Annotated in this window: 19 protein-coding genes, 1 tRNA gene, 1 pseudogene and 1 other annotated feature; of the genes and pseudogenes, 20 read left to right on the top strand and 1 reads right to left on the bottom strand. The window is 39.6% G+C overall.

From position 1 onward, the window contains the following. Positions 1-11: 11 nt before the first annotated feature. The 20 genes from FZC40_RS02940 to FZC40_RS02845 all read left to right on the top strand — a co-directional run bounded on the left by FZC40_RS02940 (position 12) and on the right by FZC40_RS02845 (position 15,204). The gene (locus FZC40_RS02940; RefSeq protein ID WP_148602444.1) at positions 12-797 is read left to right on the top strand and encodes an ATP-binding protein; all 786 of its coding nucleotides are present in this window, start codon (positions 12-14) and stop codon (positions 795-797) included. A gap of 57 nt (positions 798-854) precedes the next feature. Then, the gene (acsB, locus tag FZC40_RS02935; protein ID WP_148602673.1) at positions 855-3,023 is read left to right on the top strand and encodes an acetyl-CoA decarbonylase/synthase complex subunit alpha/beta; all 2,169 of its coding nucleotides are present in this window, start codon (positions 855-857) and stop codon (positions 3,021-3,023) included. Between the two features lie 176 nt (positions 3,024-3,199). Continuing rightward, a complete protein-coding gene (locus FZC40_RS02930) occupies positions 3,200-3,685 on the top strand; it encodes a DUF8180 domain-containing protein (protein WP_148602443.1) in 486 nt (161 codons plus the stop codon). A 221-nt stretch (positions 3,686-3,906) separates the two neighbouring features. Next, on the top strand, positions 3,907-6,042 hold the full coding sequence (gene acsB / locus FZC40_RS02925; RefSeq protein ID WP_148602442.1) for an acetyl-CoA decarbonylase/synthase complex subunit alpha/beta: 2,136 nt from the start codon (positions 3,907-3,909) through the stop codon (positions 6,040-6,042). Between the two features lie 101 nt (positions 6,043-6,143). After that, positions 6,144-6,341, top strand: a complete 198-nt coding sequence (locus FZC40_RS02920) for a CooT family nickel-binding protein (RefSeq protein WP_148565658.1) — start codon at positions 6,144-6,146, stop codon at positions 6,339-6,341. Between the two features lie 3 nt (positions 6,342-6,344). Then, the gene (locus tag FZC40_RS02915; protein ID WP_148602441.1) at positions 6,345-6,767 is read left to right on the top strand and encodes a DUF3842 family protein; all 423 of its coding nucleotides are present in this window, start codon (positions 6,345-6,347) and stop codon (positions 6,765-6,767) included. Next, entirely contained in the window at positions 6,768-6,992 is a 225-nt protein-coding gene (locus tag FZC40_RS02910; protein WP_148602440.1) for a DUF8180 domain-containing protein, read from the top strand. Between the two features lie 138 nt (positions 6,993-7,130). Next, a complete protein-coding gene (locus tag FZC40_RS02905; RefSeq protein WP_148602439.1) occupies positions 7,131-7,922 on the top strand; it encodes a M15 family metallopeptidase in 792 nt (263 codons plus the stop codon). Positions 7,923-8,025: 103 nt separating this feature from the next. Further along, a tRNA-Arg gene (locus tag FZC40_RS02900) sits at positions 8,026-8,102 on the top strand. Positions 8,103-8,402: 300 nt separating this feature from the next. Further along, positions 8,403-8,588: a hypothetical protein gene (locus tag FZC40_RS02895; RefSeq protein WP_148602438.1), complete on the top strand. Its 186-nt coding sequence runs from the start codon at positions 8,403-8,405 to the stop codon at positions 8,586-8,588. A 71-nt stretch (positions 8,589-8,659) separates the two neighbouring features. After that, positions 8,660-9,151, top strand: coding sequence for a GNAT family N-acetyltransferase (locus tag FZC40_RS02890; RefSeq protein ID WP_148602437.1), 492 nt, complete (start codon positions 8,660-8,662; stop codon positions 9,149-9,151). Positions 9,152-9,389: 238 nt separating this feature from the next. After that, positions 9,390-9,539 (top strand): 50S ribosomal protein L33, encoded by a 150-nt coding sequence (rpmG, locus tag FZC40_RS02885; protein ID WP_148565665.1) that lies wholly within the window; start codon positions 9,390-9,392, stop codon positions 9,537-9,539. Between the two features lie 18 nt (positions 9,540-9,557). After that, the gene (gene secE, locus FZC40_RS02880; protein WP_148602436.1) at positions 9,558-9,938 is read left to right on the top strand and encodes a preprotein translocase subunit SecE; all 381 of its coding nucleotides are present in this window, start codon (positions 9,558-9,560) and stop codon (positions 9,936-9,938) included. Positions 9,939-9,951: 13 nt separating this feature from the next. Then, positions 9,952-10,506: a transcription termination/antitermination protein NusG gene (gene nusG, locus FZC40_RS02875; protein WP_148602435.1), complete on the top strand. Its 555-nt coding sequence runs from the start codon at positions 9,952-9,954 to the stop codon at positions 10,504-10,506. 71 nt (positions 10,507-10,577) lie between these two features. Then, complete coding sequence (gene rplK / locus FZC40_RS02870; protein ID WP_148565668.1) at positions 10,578-11,003, top strand: 50S ribosomal protein L11; 426 nt, start codon at positions 10,578-10,580, stop codon at positions 11,001-11,003. A gap of 61 nt (positions 11,004-11,064) precedes the next feature. Further along, positions 11,065-11,754 (top strand): 50S ribosomal protein L1, encoded by a 690-nt coding sequence (gene rplA, locus FZC40_RS02865; protein WP_148602434.1) that lies wholly within the window; start codon positions 11,065-11,067, stop codon positions 11,752-11,754. 71 nt (positions 11,755-11,825) lie between these two features. Continuing rightward, positions 11,826-11,950 (top strand) — a sequence feature (ribosomal protein L10 leader region). A 24-nt stretch (positions 11,951-11,974) separates the two neighbouring features. Further along, positions 11,975-12,496 carry a 50S ribosomal protein L10 gene (rplJ, locus tag FZC40_RS02860; RefSeq protein WP_148565670.1) on the top strand — a complete coding sequence of 174 codons (522 nt, stop codon included), beginning with the start codon at positions 11,975-11,977 and terminating at the stop codon, positions 12,494-12,496. 51 nt (positions 12,497-12,547) lie between these two features. After that, the gene (gene rplL / locus FZC40_RS02855) at positions 12,548-12,928 is read left to right on the top strand and encodes a 50S ribosomal protein L7/L12 (RefSeq protein ID WP_148565671.1); all 381 of its coding nucleotides are present in this window, start codon (positions 12,548-12,550) and stop codon (positions 12,926-12,928) included. A 222-nt stretch (positions 12,929-13,150) separates the two neighbouring features. Beyond that, positions 13,151-14,602: a proline--tRNA ligase gene (gene proS, locus FZC40_RS02850; RefSeq protein WP_148602433.1), complete on the top strand. Its 1,452-nt coding sequence runs from the start codon at positions 13,151-13,153 to the stop codon at positions 14,600-14,602. Between the two features lie 23 nt (positions 14,603-14,625). Further along, complete coding sequence (locus FZC40_RS02845; RefSeq protein ID WP_148602432.1) at positions 14,626-15,204, top strand: hypothetical protein; 579 nt, start codon at positions 14,626-14,628, stop codon at positions 15,202-15,204. 157 nt (positions 15,205-15,361) lie between these two features. Here the strand turns inward: FZC40_RS02845 and FZC40_RS02840 are convergent. Continuing rightward, positions 15,362-15,552: pseudogene (locus FZC40_RS02840) on the bottom strand (transposase); the annotation flags it as partial.

Raw genomic sequence — 15,552 nt, 5'->3', positions numbered from 1 at the left:
CAGGTGTATAAATGAAAATTGCAATAACAGGAAAAGGCGGGGTTGGAAAAACGACCATCGCAGCTAGTTTAAGCCGATATTTTGCTGAAGCAGGATTTAATGTGTTAACTGTTGATGCAGATCCAGATGCAAATCTCGGGCTTGCTCTGGGCATGAGCGAAGAGATGATTGCCAGCATTGTGCCGATTTCCGAGATGAAAGATCTTGTCGAAGAACGGACCGCTGCTGATAAAGGATCTTTTGGTTCAATGTTTAGAATGAACCCTGAGGTTGCCGATATTCCAGAACGCTATGCTAAAGAATTTAATGGTGTTAAGCTTTTAACGATGGGAACAGTAGACACCGGAGGATCCGGCTGCGTCTGTCCCGAACATGTTTTGTTAAAAACGCTGATGAATCATTTGGTGCTTTATCAAAAAGACGTGGTTGTCATGGATATGGAAGCCGGAATTGAGCATTTGGGGAGAGGAACGGCCGGAGCAGTCGACGCATTTATTGTTGTTGTTGAACCAGGAGTTCGCAGTATTCAAACCTATCATAAAGTTAAATCCATGGCGATGGATATTGGTGTCAAGCAAGTTTATGTTATTGGAAATAAAATCCGGAACAACGGAGATATTGCCTTTCTTACAGAAAAAATCGGAGCAGAGAACATCGTTGGTTTTTTAAACTATCGTGATGAAATCTCAGAATCAGACAGAAACAATAAATCACCCTATGACGATCCAGTCATGAAGACTGATATTGCTGCTCTTGGCAAAAGAATTCAAGAGATCGTACAGGAAAAAAAGAAATAGAGTCACAAAAATCTTATGTTAGATGAACCAATTTAAGGAGGAAAAGTCCATATGAATATGAATCTTTTAGATATTATTTACGACGGTCAAGCCCAATATCTTCAACGTGCTGAAGAAATGGTTGCCAAGGTTGTCGCTGAACAGGGAAAAGAAACACCAGTTAAATTCCCAGGTACTGCCTACGCATTACCTTGCATCTACGCTATTACAGGTAAAAAAATCACCAATGTAGGTGAATTGGAAGAAGCTTTGGCACTGGCAAAAGAATACATTCACCCAGCAAAAACTTTACAAGCTGGTTTAGATGCTGGTACAGCTTCTGCTATGTTAGCTGAAATTATTGAAGCAGTAAAATTTGTATACGATCCAATCCCATATAAAGGTCGTGATGCAGAAGATTTAAATACTGCAGAAATACGTACTTTAGGTTTCTTACCAGATGCTGAAGTTCGTTCATTCGGTGTTGCGTTAGTTACACAGGATATTCCAGGTGTTGCTGTTCTTATCGGTGAAGCACCAGATGCTGAAACCCTGGCAAGTGTTGTTAAAGATTATCAGCAAAAGGGTTTATTGACCTTCATGGTTGGTAAAGTAATTGATCAAGCTATTGAACAAAACATTAAAATGGGTGTCGATCTTCGAGTTATTCCTTTGGGATATGAAATCGAATCTGTTATCCACGTTGTTTCTGTAGCAATCCGTGCCAGCTTAATCTTCGGGGCAACAAAACCAGGAGATTTCCTTGCTCATAGAACTTATACAAAAGATCGTGTTAAAGCGTTTGTTAATGTATTTGGCGGATGGGATAACAAAATTATCGCTGCCGGTGCTGCTGCCATTGAATTAGGCTTCCCAGCAACTGTCGATAAATACATCAATGAAGTACCAACATTATTACTCTATCAACCAGATTACGAAAAGGTTGTTGCTACTTCTCTTGAAGCTAGAGGAATTAAAATTAAAATTACCGAAATCGACTGTCCAGTATCTGTATCTTCAGCATTTGAAGGCGAACGTGTTCGTAAAGATACCATGTTTGCAGAATTCGGCGGAAACAGAACACCAGCTTGGGAACTTGTAACAACAGGTGATTTAGCAGATATCGAAGATCATAAGATCACTCTTATCGGACCAGATATCGATGATGCCATGTTTGAAGAAGGAAAAACGGTTCGTTTGCCTTTAGGTGTCTTGGTTGAAGTTGCTGGTAAAGATATGCAGGCAGATTTTGAAACCGTTCTGGAAAGACGTATTCACTATTTCTTGAACTATGTTGAAGGTGCTATGCATGTTGGACAAAGAAATAGTTCTTGGATCCGTTTAACCAAAGAAGCATATGGAAAAGGCTTCCGTTTGAAACATATAGGTGAAGTGCTGTATGCAAAAATGAGAGATGATTTTGATAAAGTTGTTGATAAATGTCAAGTAACTATTTATACAAACAAAGAAGATGTTGAAAGACTTTATACAGAAAAAGCTAAACCAGTATACGATAAACGTGATACTCGAATGGCTGCTTTGACAGATGACAATGTAGAGGAATTCTATACCTGCTTATTATGTCAATCATTTGCTCCAAGCCATGTTTGTATCGTTACACCAGAACGTTTAGGTCTTTGCGGTGCTGTTTCCTGGTTGGATGCTAAAGCAACCAAACAATTGGATCCGACCGGACCAAACCAACCAGTTATCAAGGGCACAGCTATTGATGAACGTCTTGGAATCTGGGATTCAGTTAACGAAGCAGTTGCTACCAACTCACAAGGTGCAGTTGAATCAGTAACACTTTATTCTATTCTTGAAGATCCAATGACTTCCTGCGGATGTTTCGAATGTATCTGTGGAATTATGCCAGAAGCAAACGGTGTTGTTATTGTAAATCGTGAGCATGCTGATATTACTCCAGTAGGTATGACATTTGGTGAATTGGCTTCGATGACAGGTGGTGGAGTTCAAACTCCAGGTTTCATGGGTCACGGTCGTCAATTGCTTGGTTCTAAAAAATTCATGTCTGCTGAAGGCGGCTTGGAAAGAATCGTTTGGATGCCAAAAGCATTAAAAGATGATGTTGCTGAACGTTTGAATAAAGCAGTCAAAGAAATGACAGGCATTGATAACTTCGCAGACATGGTTTGTGATGAAACAATCGCTGTTGATTCTGAAGCAGTATTAGAATTCTTAGAAACAAAAGGACATCCAGCATTAGCTATGGATCCAATTATGTAATTAATTTTTGACCGAGTCAAAAACCGTATGTCTGAAGGCAGAACACATTTGTGTTCTGCCTTTTTTCGCATCATAGACACAGATATCATTGAAAGTGCGGAGTTACCATGTATTTATTAAGTAAAAAATGTTATAATTAAAACAGTGAAATATGAAAAATAATAGGAGGAAATGAAATGTCTGAAGATAAAAAACTCCATAGTCATGGTGAACATCATGACCACACAGAGGGACATCCGCATGAAGGATGTATTGAACACGAACATGGAAGTGAAGAAGGCCATGAACACAGTCATGAACATGGTCATACCCATCCCCACAGTGATGACCACGGACATGAACATACCCCAGGTGAAGAACATGAGCATGAGCACACCCATGAACATACTCATCCCCACGAACATCCCCATACTCATGGCGATGAACACGGTCACTCCCATGAAGGAAATTCTGCTGTAGAAGATAAAGATCTCGAAATTATCAGTATTCTTTTAGATCACTGGGTTTCGCATAATCAGGATCATGCGGCAGAATATAAAACATGGGTTGAAAAAATGAACAAACTGGGAAAAAATGAAGTGGCTAAAGCGTTAACTGAAGCAATCGAGTTGATGGCAGAAGCAGACAAACATTTGATTAAGGCAAAAAAATATTTGATCTAGACCGGTGTATCAGAAATTGCTGGATTGATAATGTGAATCCAGCAATTTCTTTGTGAAAACTTGTATTTATTTGTATAAAAGCAGAAAATATAGTAAAATATATGTATAAATTTAGAAAAGTATATGTAATTTAGGAGATGGTAAAACAGTCCTTCAATTTCATATATAATACGATGCCTGAAGGCGTTGAAATTCTTTAGAAAAGGAAGAGTGAAATTGTTATGAGTTTGACAGATTTGATTTATGCTGGTTCTAACGCAGTCGCCGGTTTAACTGAAGGAGCTGTAAATGATGCCATTGAAAAATATGGCGAAAGCCATGCGGTAGGATACCCGGATACGGCTTATTTTTTACCTATTATTTATGCGGCAACTGGAGTTAAAATTAAGACCTTAGGTGATTTACCGGCGGCAGTGGGTATTTTGAAAAGTTTGATTACCAACAAGGATGATTTAGGTGAAGCATTAAATGCAGGTCTTGCAACAGCGGTTGGAGCGGAAATAATTGAAGCGATTCGTTATTTAGATGGCGATCCTTATGCCGAGGATGCTGGAATTGGCTTTGTATCAGATCCAATCATTCGTTCTCTTGGCGTGCCCTTGGTAACCGGAGATATCCCTGGAATTGCCGTTCTTTTAGGCGAATCAGCAGATCCCAAAACATTGGCTGCTATTGTTAAAGACTATCAGGAAAAAGGTCTATTGACTTTTATGGTTGGGAACATCATTGAGCAGGCTTCAGAAGCAGGCGTAAAAATGGGACTTGATTATCGTGTCATTCCATTAGGTCACGAAGTGACTTCAGTTATTCATGTTGTGTCGGTTGCCATCCGTACGGCTTTAATCTTTGGCGCTGTTGAACCTGGAAAACTAGCGGACTTCTTAGCCTATACCAAAGAAAGAGTTCCTGCTTTTGTTAACACATTTGGCCCGATCGATGAAGTGGTGGTAGCAGTTGGCGCCGGTGCCATTGCATTAGGATTCCCAGTCATTGCTGATGTTGAAGTGCCGGAAGTCCCGGGAGCACTGATGACACAAGCAGATCATTCTAAAACAGTAGAAACTTCTTTAGAATCAAGAGATATTAAAATTAAAGTTACAAAAATTGACGTACCGGTTTCAGTTGCCGCAGCATTTGAAGGCGAACGTGTTCGTAAAGATACCATGTTTGCAGAATTCGGCGGAAACAAAACACCGGCCTGGGAACTGGTAACAACCGGTGATTTAGCAGAACTTGAAGATCATAAGATTACCGTTATTGGACCAGATATCGATGATGCAATGTTCGAAGATGGTAAAACGGTTCGGCTGCCTTTAGGTATCTTGGTTGAAGTTGCCGGTAAAGAAATGCAAAAAGACTTTGAAACCGTTCTGGAAAGACGTATTCACTATTTTATGAACTATATTGATGGTGCTATGCATGTTGGACAAAGAAATACGGTATGGATTCGACTGACCAAAGAAGCATATGAAAAAGGCTTCCGGTTAAAACATATTGGCGAAGTTCTTTATGCAAAAATGCGGGCAGACTTTGACAATGTTGTCGATAAATGTCAAGTGACTATTTATACGAAAAAAGAAGATGTGGAAGAAATTTATGAAGAACGCGTTAAACCAATCTATGTTCAACGTGATGATCGAATGAGCGCCTTGACAGATGAAAGTGTTGAGGAATTCTACACCTGCTTATTATGTCAATCATTTGCGCCAAGCCATGTCTGTATCATTACACCAGAACGTTTAGGTCTTTGCGGTGCGGTTTCCTGGTTGGATGCCAAAGCAACCAAACAATTGGATCCATCCGGACCAAATCAGCCGGTTGTCAAAGGCCAAGCCATTGACGAACGACTGGGGATCTGGGCTTCAGTCAACGAAGCAGTTGCCACTAATTCCCAAGGAGCAGTTGAAAAAGTTACATTATATTCAATTCTTGAAGATCCAATGACTTCCTGTGGCTGTTTCGAGTGTATCTGCGGCATTATGCCGGAAGCAAACGGCGTTGTTATTGTAAACCGAGAGTTTAGCGATGTTTCACCAGTGGGTATGACCTTTGGAGAACTGGCTTCGATGACCGGTGGTGGGGTTCAAACTCCTGGTTTCATGGGTCATGGCCGCCAATTGATCGGTTCTAAGAAATTCATGTCGGCTGAAGGCGGCCTGGAAAGAATCGTCTGGATGCCAAAAGAATTAAAAGATGATGTTGCAGAACGATTAAATAAAGCAGTTAAAGAAATGACCGGCATTGAAAATTTTGCAGATATGGTCTGTGATGAAACGATTGCTATTGAATCTGAAGCGGTATTGGAATTCCTGGAATCAAAAGGACATCCGGCTTTAGCGATGGATCCAATTATGTAATTAGATTACTGAATAAAATAAAGATGCAGTCGCCCCTTAACTTGTGTTAAGGGGCATTCTGTGTTAGAATAATCTCAAATAAAAGAAAGGAGACTGAGAACATGTGTGAATCATCAGCTTATATGACTACTCCTGAAGGAGAAGAAAAAATAATGGACTACGTTGTTGATATTGTCCCGAATGATGATGGGAGTTTAACCCTGTCGGATTTATTGGGCGGTACAAAGATTGTTCAAGGCAGACTCAAGGAAGTAAAACTTCTTGCCCACAAAATTATTATTGAAGGAACTGTGGTCTAGTTTATGAACATCGTTGTGCTTGACGGTATGGGAGGCGGCATAGGGTCGCGAATTGTTGGAATTCTCAAAGAAGAAATGCCACCATATATTGAAATATATGGGTTGGGAACCAATGCTTTAGCAACAGCTGCGATGTTGAAAAAGGGTGCCAATAAAGGCGCAACCGGAGAAAATGCCATTGCAACAACAGTAGTTAAAGCAGATTTTATTATCGGCTCGATTGCAATGACCATTCCAAATTCGATGATGGGAGAAGTGACGCTGAGAATGGTTGAAGCCATTGGAAGTTGCGAAGGGATAAAAATATACATTCCGATTTTACCCGAAAATCATCATATCGTATCTTTGGAACAAAAACCATTGATGCTCCAAATTAGAGAAGCGATTGCTTTGATAAAAAAAGAACTGCATTTGGAGGATGTGTAAATGGATGGCAAATTAGATATTCAAAAACAAGAAGAAATTTTCAAAGTATTTCTGGCGCATTGGATTAACCATACAGGTGATCATATTGATGGCTATCAAGAATGGGCAGAAAAGCTCAAAGGCACATCAAAAGATGCTGTTTCGAAAGAAATATTTCTAGCGATTGAAGAAATGCGAGCTGTTCAAAAAAAAATGATGGAAGCAAAAATTCTTTTCAGAGGTTAAATTTTCAATAAATACAACAATCCATGCTTGAAAGCAGGACTAATTTGGTTCTGTCTTTTTTTGTTTAAAAGCAAAAAAAGTTAGGACCATTTTTCATGATCGTGTATAATAAAGGGAAAAGTGAGAGGAAATAATGAGATGAGGATTAAGGATAAGAAACGTTTTATTATTGCTTGCGGTGGATTAGCAGCAATATTAATTGCGATTATTGTGTTATTTACAGTCAGATTATATCACAGTGGAAATAATGCTCAGGTTGCAGATAAAACAGCAAGTGCAAAGATAACGTCAACACAGGAAGCGACTACAGAAAATAATTCTCCGACAACCACGGCTGAGACTGGAAACGATGCGGGAGATAAAACAAGTAGTACATCAACAGACAGCATTACAGCGCTGGTTAATAAAAATCACAGTATTTCTGCGAGTTACGTACCCAATGATTTGGTAACTTTGGATCTTCCATCAACAAGGGATACCCAACTTCGGAGTGATGCCGCGGAAGCATTGGTAAAACTCTTTAATGCTGCCAGAAGTGCCGGATTGGACCTTTATTGTTGTTCCGGTTATCGTTCTTACGAAAACCAATCGGAGTTATATGATTGGAACGTCAGCACTTACGGTGCTGAGCAGGCTGATCTTGTCAGTGCGCGACCGGGTATGAGTGAGCATCAGCTGGGTTTGGCGATGGATGTCACGAGTGCATCTGTTGGTTTCGATCTGTTGGAAAGCTTTGGGACGACAGCAGAAGGGCAATTCCTTAAAAATAATGCCTATAAGTACGGGTTTATCATTCGTTATCCTCAAGACAAAACAGACATTACTGGCTATGCCTATGAACCATGGCACATCCGTTATCTGGGTGTAGATGTCGCAACCGATATTTACAATAGCGGTAAAACGATGGAAGAATATTACGGCGTGAATTAGTAAAGAGGTGTCAGACAGATACCTTTTTATAGATGGAAACATTCCATACAAAATAATAGTTTCCAAAAGGCTGATTTATTGATATAATAATCACGAATTTTGTGCGCCCGTAGCTCAGGTGGATAGAGCAGTAGTTTCCTAAACTGCGTGCCGGAGGTTCGAATCCTCTCGGGTGCACCATTAAAAGATAATCTGATTGCAAGGTCGGATGATGTGGTTGAGTTCTATAATTTCGATAATATGGTTGATATTTTTTCAATGATGCCCGATCATCATGGTTCAAAGAAAGTGAAAAGAAAACTGAAATAAAAATTGATTGATTTAAAGCAACCTCGAGAGGGGTTGCTTTTTCAATGGAGATACAGTATTGTCTAAGTTTAATACAAAAATCTTGCAAAGTTGAATGACAAGGTTTATACTTCTAAATATTAGAAAAACGAATGAAAATCAGTTGGAATAATTTGATAAGGGGAGATAGATGTGGAAGATTACAAAAAAACATTGATCGTGTTCGGCTGCCTGTTATTATTTGCGCTGATTTCGCCAGTCATTATTGCATGGTTGGATGTGATTCTTTCGCCCTATATATCGACCATCGGTTTTATCATCATTATTTTTGCAGCTACGGTTATCATTGCGTGGTATGGAAAAATCGGTCGAAAATAATTTCCCATAAAGTTCTGATGACACGAAAAATAAATTAAAGTAAAATTCTAATATAAAACAGGAGATAACGTTTGAAAATAAGATTAGCAGAAGAAAAAGATTATCAGCGGGTATTGGATATACTAAATGAAGCGATTGAAGCAAGAAAATTTACGGCGCAATTATCTCCGGCTACGATGAAAATCCGAAAACCATGGTTCGTTCAGCATTCTGGAACCCGACATCCGATGTTTGTCGCGGAGTTGGACGGAGAAATAGTAGGGTGGACGACACTTACAGAATTTCGTTCTGGACGTGAGGGCTTCCGTTATACTTCAGAAATCAGCTATTATGTTGATAGCCGTGTCCATGGAAAAGGGGTTGGGTCAATGTTGATGAAGCGGGCAATTGAAGCGGCCCGAGAAATAGGGTTTAGAAATCTGGTTGCCATCATTTTTGACAGCAATATCGCCAGTCAATCACTTGCAAAAAAACATGGGTTTGAGCGATGGGGACATATGCCGGATGTGGTTGATATTGATGGAAATAATTTTGGCTGCGATTACTGGGGATTAAAATTGTAAAAAAAAGAAATCTTCCTTGATTGTTTCAGTTATTACTGATATAATGTCAATGTTGTTGAAAAGGCTGTGTGCCTTTTTTTATTGAGAAAATTTTAAGAGAATATGTCATGATTATTAATGTTTTTATTGACAAAAACAGGTTTATTGTGCTATTCTATGTTAGTGACTATGAAAATAGGGACCGTGTGCCTGCGTGTTCCTGCGGGTGTTGATATATAAGGATGTAGGAGGTGCTGGAATGAGAGTAAAAGTTACTTTAGCATGTACAGAATGCAAGCAAAGAAATTATGATACCATGAAAAACAAGAAGAATAACCCTGATCGTTTAGAGGCGGAAAAATATTGCAAATTTTGCAAGAAGCATACACCACATAAAGAAACGAAATAATGGATAAAGAGGGATATCATGGCAACAAATAAAAACGCGAAAAATGCCAGTAATAAACAAGGAAAAAATGATAACACCCAGAAACAGGCGCAAAAAACCGAAGATAAGGCTGCAAACCTGGTAAAAGAGGATAAAAAAACGCCTCAATCAACGGAAAAAAATGAGAAAAAAACGAAAAAGAAGTCAAGCGAAAAAGGGAAAAAACCAAATATCTTTCAACAAATGGTAGGCTTTTTCAAAGGGGTTTACCGTGAGCTGAAAAAAGTTACTTGGTTAACAAGGGAAGAATTGCTTCAGCGGACGGGCATAGTAGCTGGAGTTGTTGCAATTTTTACTCTTCTCACTTGGATTGTTGATACAGGACTAGGTGGACTTGCCGCGTTATTTGTAAACAAGTAGGTAAGGGAGAGCCATGGATAGTAATCAGCACGATCAACTCGATCAACTCGATCAGGCGCAATGGTTTGTTGCACATACTTATTCGGGATATGAGAATAAAGTAAAAGCAAGCATTGAGGCTACCGTAGAAAACAGAAATATGGAGGATTTGATCCTTGAGGTTCAAGTTCCTGTACAGGAAGTCGTTGAAAGCAAAAACGGCAAACGCGTCGTAAAAGAAAAGAAACTATTTCCTGGATATGTTATGATCAAAATGTTCATGACAGATGATTCATGGTATGTAGTTCGAAATACCCGTGGTGTTACCGGGTTTGTTGGTCCAGCGTCAAAACCTGTGCCGTTGTCCAAAGCTGAATTAAAAAGCATGGGCATTCGCCAACAGCGTGTGGAAATTAGCATGAAGGTTGGAGAAGAGGTCAAGGTTACTGAAGGACCGCTTGAAGGTTTCACTGGAATTATTGAAGAAGTACATCCAGAAAAATCAAAGGTTAAGGTCAATGTTTCCATGTTTGGCAGGGAAACGCTTGCTGAACTGGGATTTGAACAAATAGAAAAAATAAACACTTAAGGAAAAACTATTCTTCATGCTAGCTCCGTTCGGAGTAAAAAATACTATATTAAAATGAAGGAGGTGTTAACATGGCAAAGAAAGTAATGGGACTAATAAAATTACAAATACCTGCCGGTAAAGCAACACCAGCACCACCAGTTGGTCCTGCACTGGGACAACATGGTGTTAACATTATGGGATTCTGTAAAGAATTTAATGCAAAAACGGCAAATGAAGCAGGAATGATTATTCCTGTAGTGATTACTGTTTATCAAGATAGATCTTACTCGTTTATTACAAAAACTCCACCAGCAGCTGTTCTTCTAAAGAAAAGCGCAGGAATTGAGTCCGGATCTGGCGTACCTAACAAAACAAAGGTAGCGACTGTCACGAATGAACAGATAAGAGAAATTGCAACATTGAAAATGCCGGATTTAAATGCGGCAACAGTAGAATCAGCAATGAGAATGATCGCAGGAACTGCTCGTAGCATGGGCATCACAATCGAAGAATAATTTTAGAAGGTAGAAACACCTTAAGTGGGAGGGAAACCGCTATTACCACAAGGAGGCAGAGATGAAAAAAGGAAAAAAATATCAAGACTTGGTAAAAAGCTTTGACAAGCAAGAATTATTCGATCCTGAAGCAGTTATTGCTCAGGTAAAGAAACTTGCAACAGCAAAGTTTGATGAAACGATTGAATTGCATATTAGATTGGGTGTTGACTCACGTCATGCAGATCAACAAGTTCGTGGAGCTGTCGTTCTTCCACATGGTACAGGTAAAACAGTTAAAGTTCTTGTTATCGCAAAAGGCGATAAATTGAAAGAAGCTGAGGAAGCCGGTGCAGATTTCTTTGGTGAAGACGATATGATTGATAAAATTCAAAAAGAAAACTGGTTTGATTTTGATATTATGATTGCTACCCCTGATATGATGGGTAAAGTTGGTCGTTTAGGTCGAGTATTAGGACCTAAAGGGTTAATGCCTAACCCTAAATCCGGAACAGTAACCATGGACGTTGCAAAGGCTGTTGCCGATACAAAAGCTGGTAAGGTAGAGTATCGTTTAGACAAAACCAATATTATCCATGTAATCATTGGTAAGGCTTCTTTCTCAGAAGAAGCATTGCATGAAAATATGAGAGTAGTACTGGATGCAGTAAAAAAAGCAAAACCAGCAGCATCTAAAGGTTTATACTTTAAAAGTGTTACTTTAGCAAGCACCATGAGTCCTGGGGTAAAAATCAACACTGGAAAAATCTAGGGTCAATTAATTAGACAAAGCCCTAAAACGACTTGACATAGAAAATGACAAATGATACAATAACGTCGTTGTTAAAGAATATCATTCATCCATAGACAGTAGGTGTTCCATAAATCCTACCGAGGCTGAAGAGAAAAAGCTTATATTAATAATAAAGCTCTCTTCACACTGTGGAGTGAGCTTTTTTGATACGATTTTTTAAAGGAGGTGCACATAATACATGCCAAAGATTGAAATAAAACAAGTTGTTGTACAAGAAATTGCAGAAAAATTCCGCAATGCTCAGACAGCGATACTCGTTGATTATCGCGGTTTAAACGTTGAAGAAGTGACTGAGCTTCGTGCTAAAGCACGCGCAGCAGGCATTGACTACAAAGTTTACAAAAATTCAATGATGCGGTTTGCAGCCAAAGAAACAGGCTATGAAGGTCTTCTAGACGTTCTGGTTGGTCCGACTGCTGTTGCTTTCTGTGATACTGATCCAGTAGCACCAGCGAAATTATTAAATGATTTTGCAAAACTGCATAAAGCATTAGAAATTAAAGCAGGTATGGTTGACGGTAAGTGTTTAGACGTTAAAGGCGTTGAAGCTCTTGCAGAATTACCATCACGAGAAGTATTGGTTGCCAGAGTTCTTGGTGGCTTAAACGCACCAATTTCAGGTTTTGTCAACGTTTTAAACGGAAACATGCGTGGATTGGTTGTCGCTTTAAATGCGATTGCAGAACAAAAACAAGCCTAGTTCAATAGGTAAAATTAAATTATAGAAAGAATATTTGGAGGCAATAATAAGATGGCAAGTGAAAAAGTAACACAATTAATTGAAGATGTAAAAGGTTTAACTGTATTAGAATTATCTGAATTAGTAAAAGCTTTAGAAGAAGAATTCGGTGTTAGTGCTGCTGCTCCTATGGCTGTAGCTGCTGCTCCTGCTGCTGGAGCTGCTGTAGAAGCTGAAGAACAAACTGAATTTGATGTAATCTTAACGGCTGTTGGAGATCAAAAAATCAAAGTAATCAAAGTTGTTCGTGAATTAACTGGTTTAGGCTTAAAAGAAGCAAAAGCAGTAGTTGATGAAGCTCCAAAAGCAATCAAAGAAGCCGCTACTAAAGAAGAAGCTGAAGAAATTAAAGCTAAAATTGAAGAAGTAGGCGGAAGCATCGAAGTAAAATAATTGCTCGATAACCTATATGAAAAATCACTTGCTTGCGCAGGTGATTTTTTTGTTTATACAAGCGTAGGTTACTTTGGTAATCGAACCTTTGATTTTCGCGGAAGCACGATCCAAATGAGTGCTTGCACATGATTGGTGACGATCAGCCTTCGCAAACCAAGGAGAAACACGCAAAGCGTGTCGCTTGCGGTTTAACAGACGAGGATCTGAGAAAGAAGAATAATGGGAAAAAAACAGTCGAATCAAGTTAAGGAAATTACATCCATGGAGGTGGATTTTCCCCAATGGTATACGGACGTTATATCAAAAACAGAAATGGTGGATTATTCGCCCGTAAAAGGTTTCATGGTCATACGTCCCTATGGTTATGCTATTTGGGAATTAATCCAAAAAGCTTATGACAAACGTTTTAAAGAAACGGGTCATGAAAATATGTATTTTCCACTTTTAATACCGGAAAGTCTTTTAAAGAAAGAAGCGGAACATGTTGAAGGCTTTGCCCCGGAGGTAGCCTGGGTAACTCATGGCGGAGATAAGGAGCTGGGGGAACGATTGGCTGTCCGTCCGACTTCAGAAACCATTATCTGCAGTATGTATTCAAAATGGCTCAATTCCTACCGCCAACTGCCATTTTTATATAACCAATGGTGTAATGTTGTACGTTGGGAAAAAACAACCCGGCCATTTTTAAGAACATCAGAATTCTTATGGCAGGAAGGGCACACGCTGCATGAAACGGCTGAAGAAGCGCAGGCAGAAACGATGCAGATGTTGGGAATCTACCGAGAAATTGCCGAAACATGCCTGGCAATGCCGATGGTTGTCGGACAAAAGAGCGAAAAAGAGAAATTTGCAGGTGCCGACGCAACTTATACAATGGAAGCGTTAATGCACGATGGACAAGCTTTGCAGTCCGGAACATCCCATAATTTGGGGCAGCATTTCACAAAAGCTTTTGATATTACCTATCTTGATCGAAATAATGAACAATCATATCCTTATCACACGTCATGGGGAGTATCAACCCGTTTAATTGGGGGTATCATTATGGTACACGGGGATGACAATGGATTGGTTCTACCGCCAATGATTGCGCCGATTCAGGTGGTTGTTATTCCGGTAGCTCAGCATAAAGAAGGCGTTTTAGACAAGGCCTGGGAGATTGGCAAGATCATTGAGAAAGAATATCGAGTAAAAGTTGATGATTCAGAAGGTTATTCTCCCGGGTGGAAATTTAACCAGTGGGAAATGAAGGGCGTTCCGATCCGGTTGGAAATTGGACCGCGTGATATTGAAAATGGACAATGTGTTCTGGCACGCCGGGATAATGGTGAAAAGATTCAGGTCAGTCTGGAAGATGTTCTTAAAGCGGTTGGCGATTTATTAAAAGAAATTCAAAGTAATTTATATGATAAAGCACTGAAAATGCGTGAGGAAAAAACATCAACAGCAGAAAACACTGATGAATTTAAGAAGAACCTCAAAGAAAATCCCGGTTTTATAAAAGCCATGTGGTGTGGAGAACGCAGCTGTGAAGATGAAATCAAGGAGGATACCGGAGCTTCGATTCGTTGTATTCCTTTTGATGATGAACAGGAAGTTCTATATGAAGGTAAATGCGTATGCTGTGGAAAGCCAGCTAAAAAAATGGCTTATTTCGCACGAGCATATTAAAGTGTGGCGATATGTGTGAACACATGAGCAGCATTGAATTGACCAGCCTTAAGTTTATTTTGAACGAAACTGAATTTTATGAGCGGATCCGAATGGAAAGAGGAACGAGACGTGCAAAGCCCATTGAACGGATTTTAGATAGCGCCAAAGAGATCCCCAAGCCGAAGGCATTATATTGTGTATCCGAGGCGAAAATTGTCAATGATTCTCAGTTTACGTTAGACGGAATTTTATTCACCAGTAAAATTGGGGTTGAGAAAATTGCCGATTCAAAATTTGTTATTCCCAATATTGTGACTGCCGGTGTAGAAATAGAGGATTACTGTTTCACCCGAGAAAGTGTTCTTGAACAATACATTGTTATGGAAATATGCAATTTTGCGTGTCAATTTGCGAAGGATGAAATGATCCGTGATATTAAGAAGAATTATGGTATCGCATTAAAAGAATGTATTTTTCCTGGAGAAGAAGGCTTTCTTTTGGAGTCGGGGAAAAAAATATTTGATGTTTTTGGCGATGTTGAAAGTAAAATTGGCGTCAGTATTTCAGAAATGGGATTGCCAACTCCCAGTCGATCGGCTTATTCGATTTGTTTTGCCTAAAAATGATAACCAAAAAAGAGGCTCGATGAGCCTCTCAGAGCGAAGACAAACCCGATTACAAGCAAACAAAGCTGTGATCGGGTTTTTATATTGCTGCCGGAAAATGAAAAAATAGGAAAAAACGTGAAGGCACTACAAAACGGATTCGTTTCCGGTACAGCAGATTTGCCAGTTTTTTCATATTCAGGCATGCCAAAGTCAGCCCGATCTGCATGGCAACCCGGGCCTTCCCGACATACTGTGTATAGCGCATCCCGTGATGTTCCTTGGCCGTGCCAAAGACTCGTTCGATGGTTTCTTTACGCAGTTGGTATTCTTCTTTGCGTCCGATTGTGTGCCGGATTTCTT

This window comes from Acetobacterium tundrae (genome assembly GCF_008086615.1).
Classification (GTDB): Bacteria; Bacillota; Clostridia; order Eubacteriales; family Eubacteriaceae; genus Acetobacterium; species Acetobacterium tundrae.
Note: the sequence above shows the minus strand (reverse complement) of the source record. Positions and strands in the feature narration are given on the sequence as shown.

What these genes read in the sequence shown, in the direction of transcription:
- proS (WP_148602433.1), top strand. Translation starts at nt 13,151, where the DNA reads ATGGGAAAAAAACAGTCGAATCAAGTTAAGGAAATTACATCCATGGAG.
- acsB (WP_148602673.1), top strand. Translation starts at nt 855, where the DNA reads ATGAATCTTTTAGATATTATTTACGACGGTCAAGCCCAATATCTTCAA.
- FZC40_RS02905 (WP_148602439.1), top strand. Translation starts at nt 7,131, where the DNA reads ATGAGGATTAAGGATAAGAAACGTTTTATTATTGCTTGCGGTGGATTA.
- rplA (WP_148602434.1), top strand. Translation starts at nt 11,065, where the DNA reads ATGAAAAAAGGAAAAAAATATCAAGACTTGGTAAAAAGCTTTGACAAG.
- FZC40_RS02930 (WP_148602443.1), top strand. Translation starts at nt 3,200, where the DNA reads ATGTCTGAAGATAAAAAACTCCATAGTCATGGTGAACATCATGACCAC.
- FZC40_RS02920 (WP_148565658.1), top strand. Translation starts at nt 6,144, where the DNA reads ATGTGTGAATCATCAGCTTATATGACTACTCCTGAAGGAGAAGAAAAA.
- FZC40_RS02940 (WP_148602444.1), top strand. Translation starts at nt 12, where the DNA reads ATGAAAATTGCAATAACAGGAAAAGGCGGGGTTGGAAAAACGACCATC.
- rpmG (WP_148565665.1), top strand. Translation starts at nt 9,390, where the DNA reads ATGAGAGTAAAAGTTACTTTAGCATGTACAGAATGCAAGCAAAGAAAT.
- nusG (WP_148602435.1), top strand. Translation starts at nt 9,952, where the DNA reads ATGGATAGTAATCAGCACGATCAACTCGATCAACTCGATCAGGCGCAA.
- secE (WP_148602436.1), top strand. Translation starts at nt 9,558, where the DNA reads ATGGCAACAAATAAAAACGCGAAAAATGCCAGTAATAAACAAGGAAAA.
- FZC40_RS02910 (WP_148602440.1), top strand. Translation starts at nt 6,768, where the DNA reads ATGGATGGCAAATTAGATATTCAAAAACAAGAAGAAATTTTCAAAGTA.
- rplK (WP_148565668.1), top strand. Translation starts at nt 10,578, where the DNA reads ATGGCAAAGAAAGTAATGGGACTAATAAAATTACAAATACCTGCCGGT.
- acsB (WP_148602442.1), top strand. Translation starts at nt 3,907, where the DNA reads ATGAGTTTGACAGATTTGATTTATGCTGGTTCTAACGCAGTCGCCGGT.
- FZC40_RS02915 (WP_148602441.1), top strand. Translation starts at nt 6,345, where the DNA reads ATGAACATCGTTGTGCTTGACGGTATGGGAGGCGGCATAGGGTCGCGA.
- rplL (WP_148565671.1), top strand. Translation starts at nt 12,548, where the DNA reads ATGGCAAGTGAAAAAGTAACACAATTAATTGAAGATGTAAAAGGTTTA.
- rplJ (WP_148565670.1), top strand. Translation starts at nt 11,975, where the DNA reads ATGCCAAAGATTGAAATAAAACAAGTTGTTGTACAAGAAATTGCAGAA.
- FZC40_RS02845 (WP_148602432.1), top strand. Translation starts at nt 14,626, where the DNA reads ATGAGCAGCATTGAATTGACCAGCCTTAAGTTTATTTTGAACGAAACT.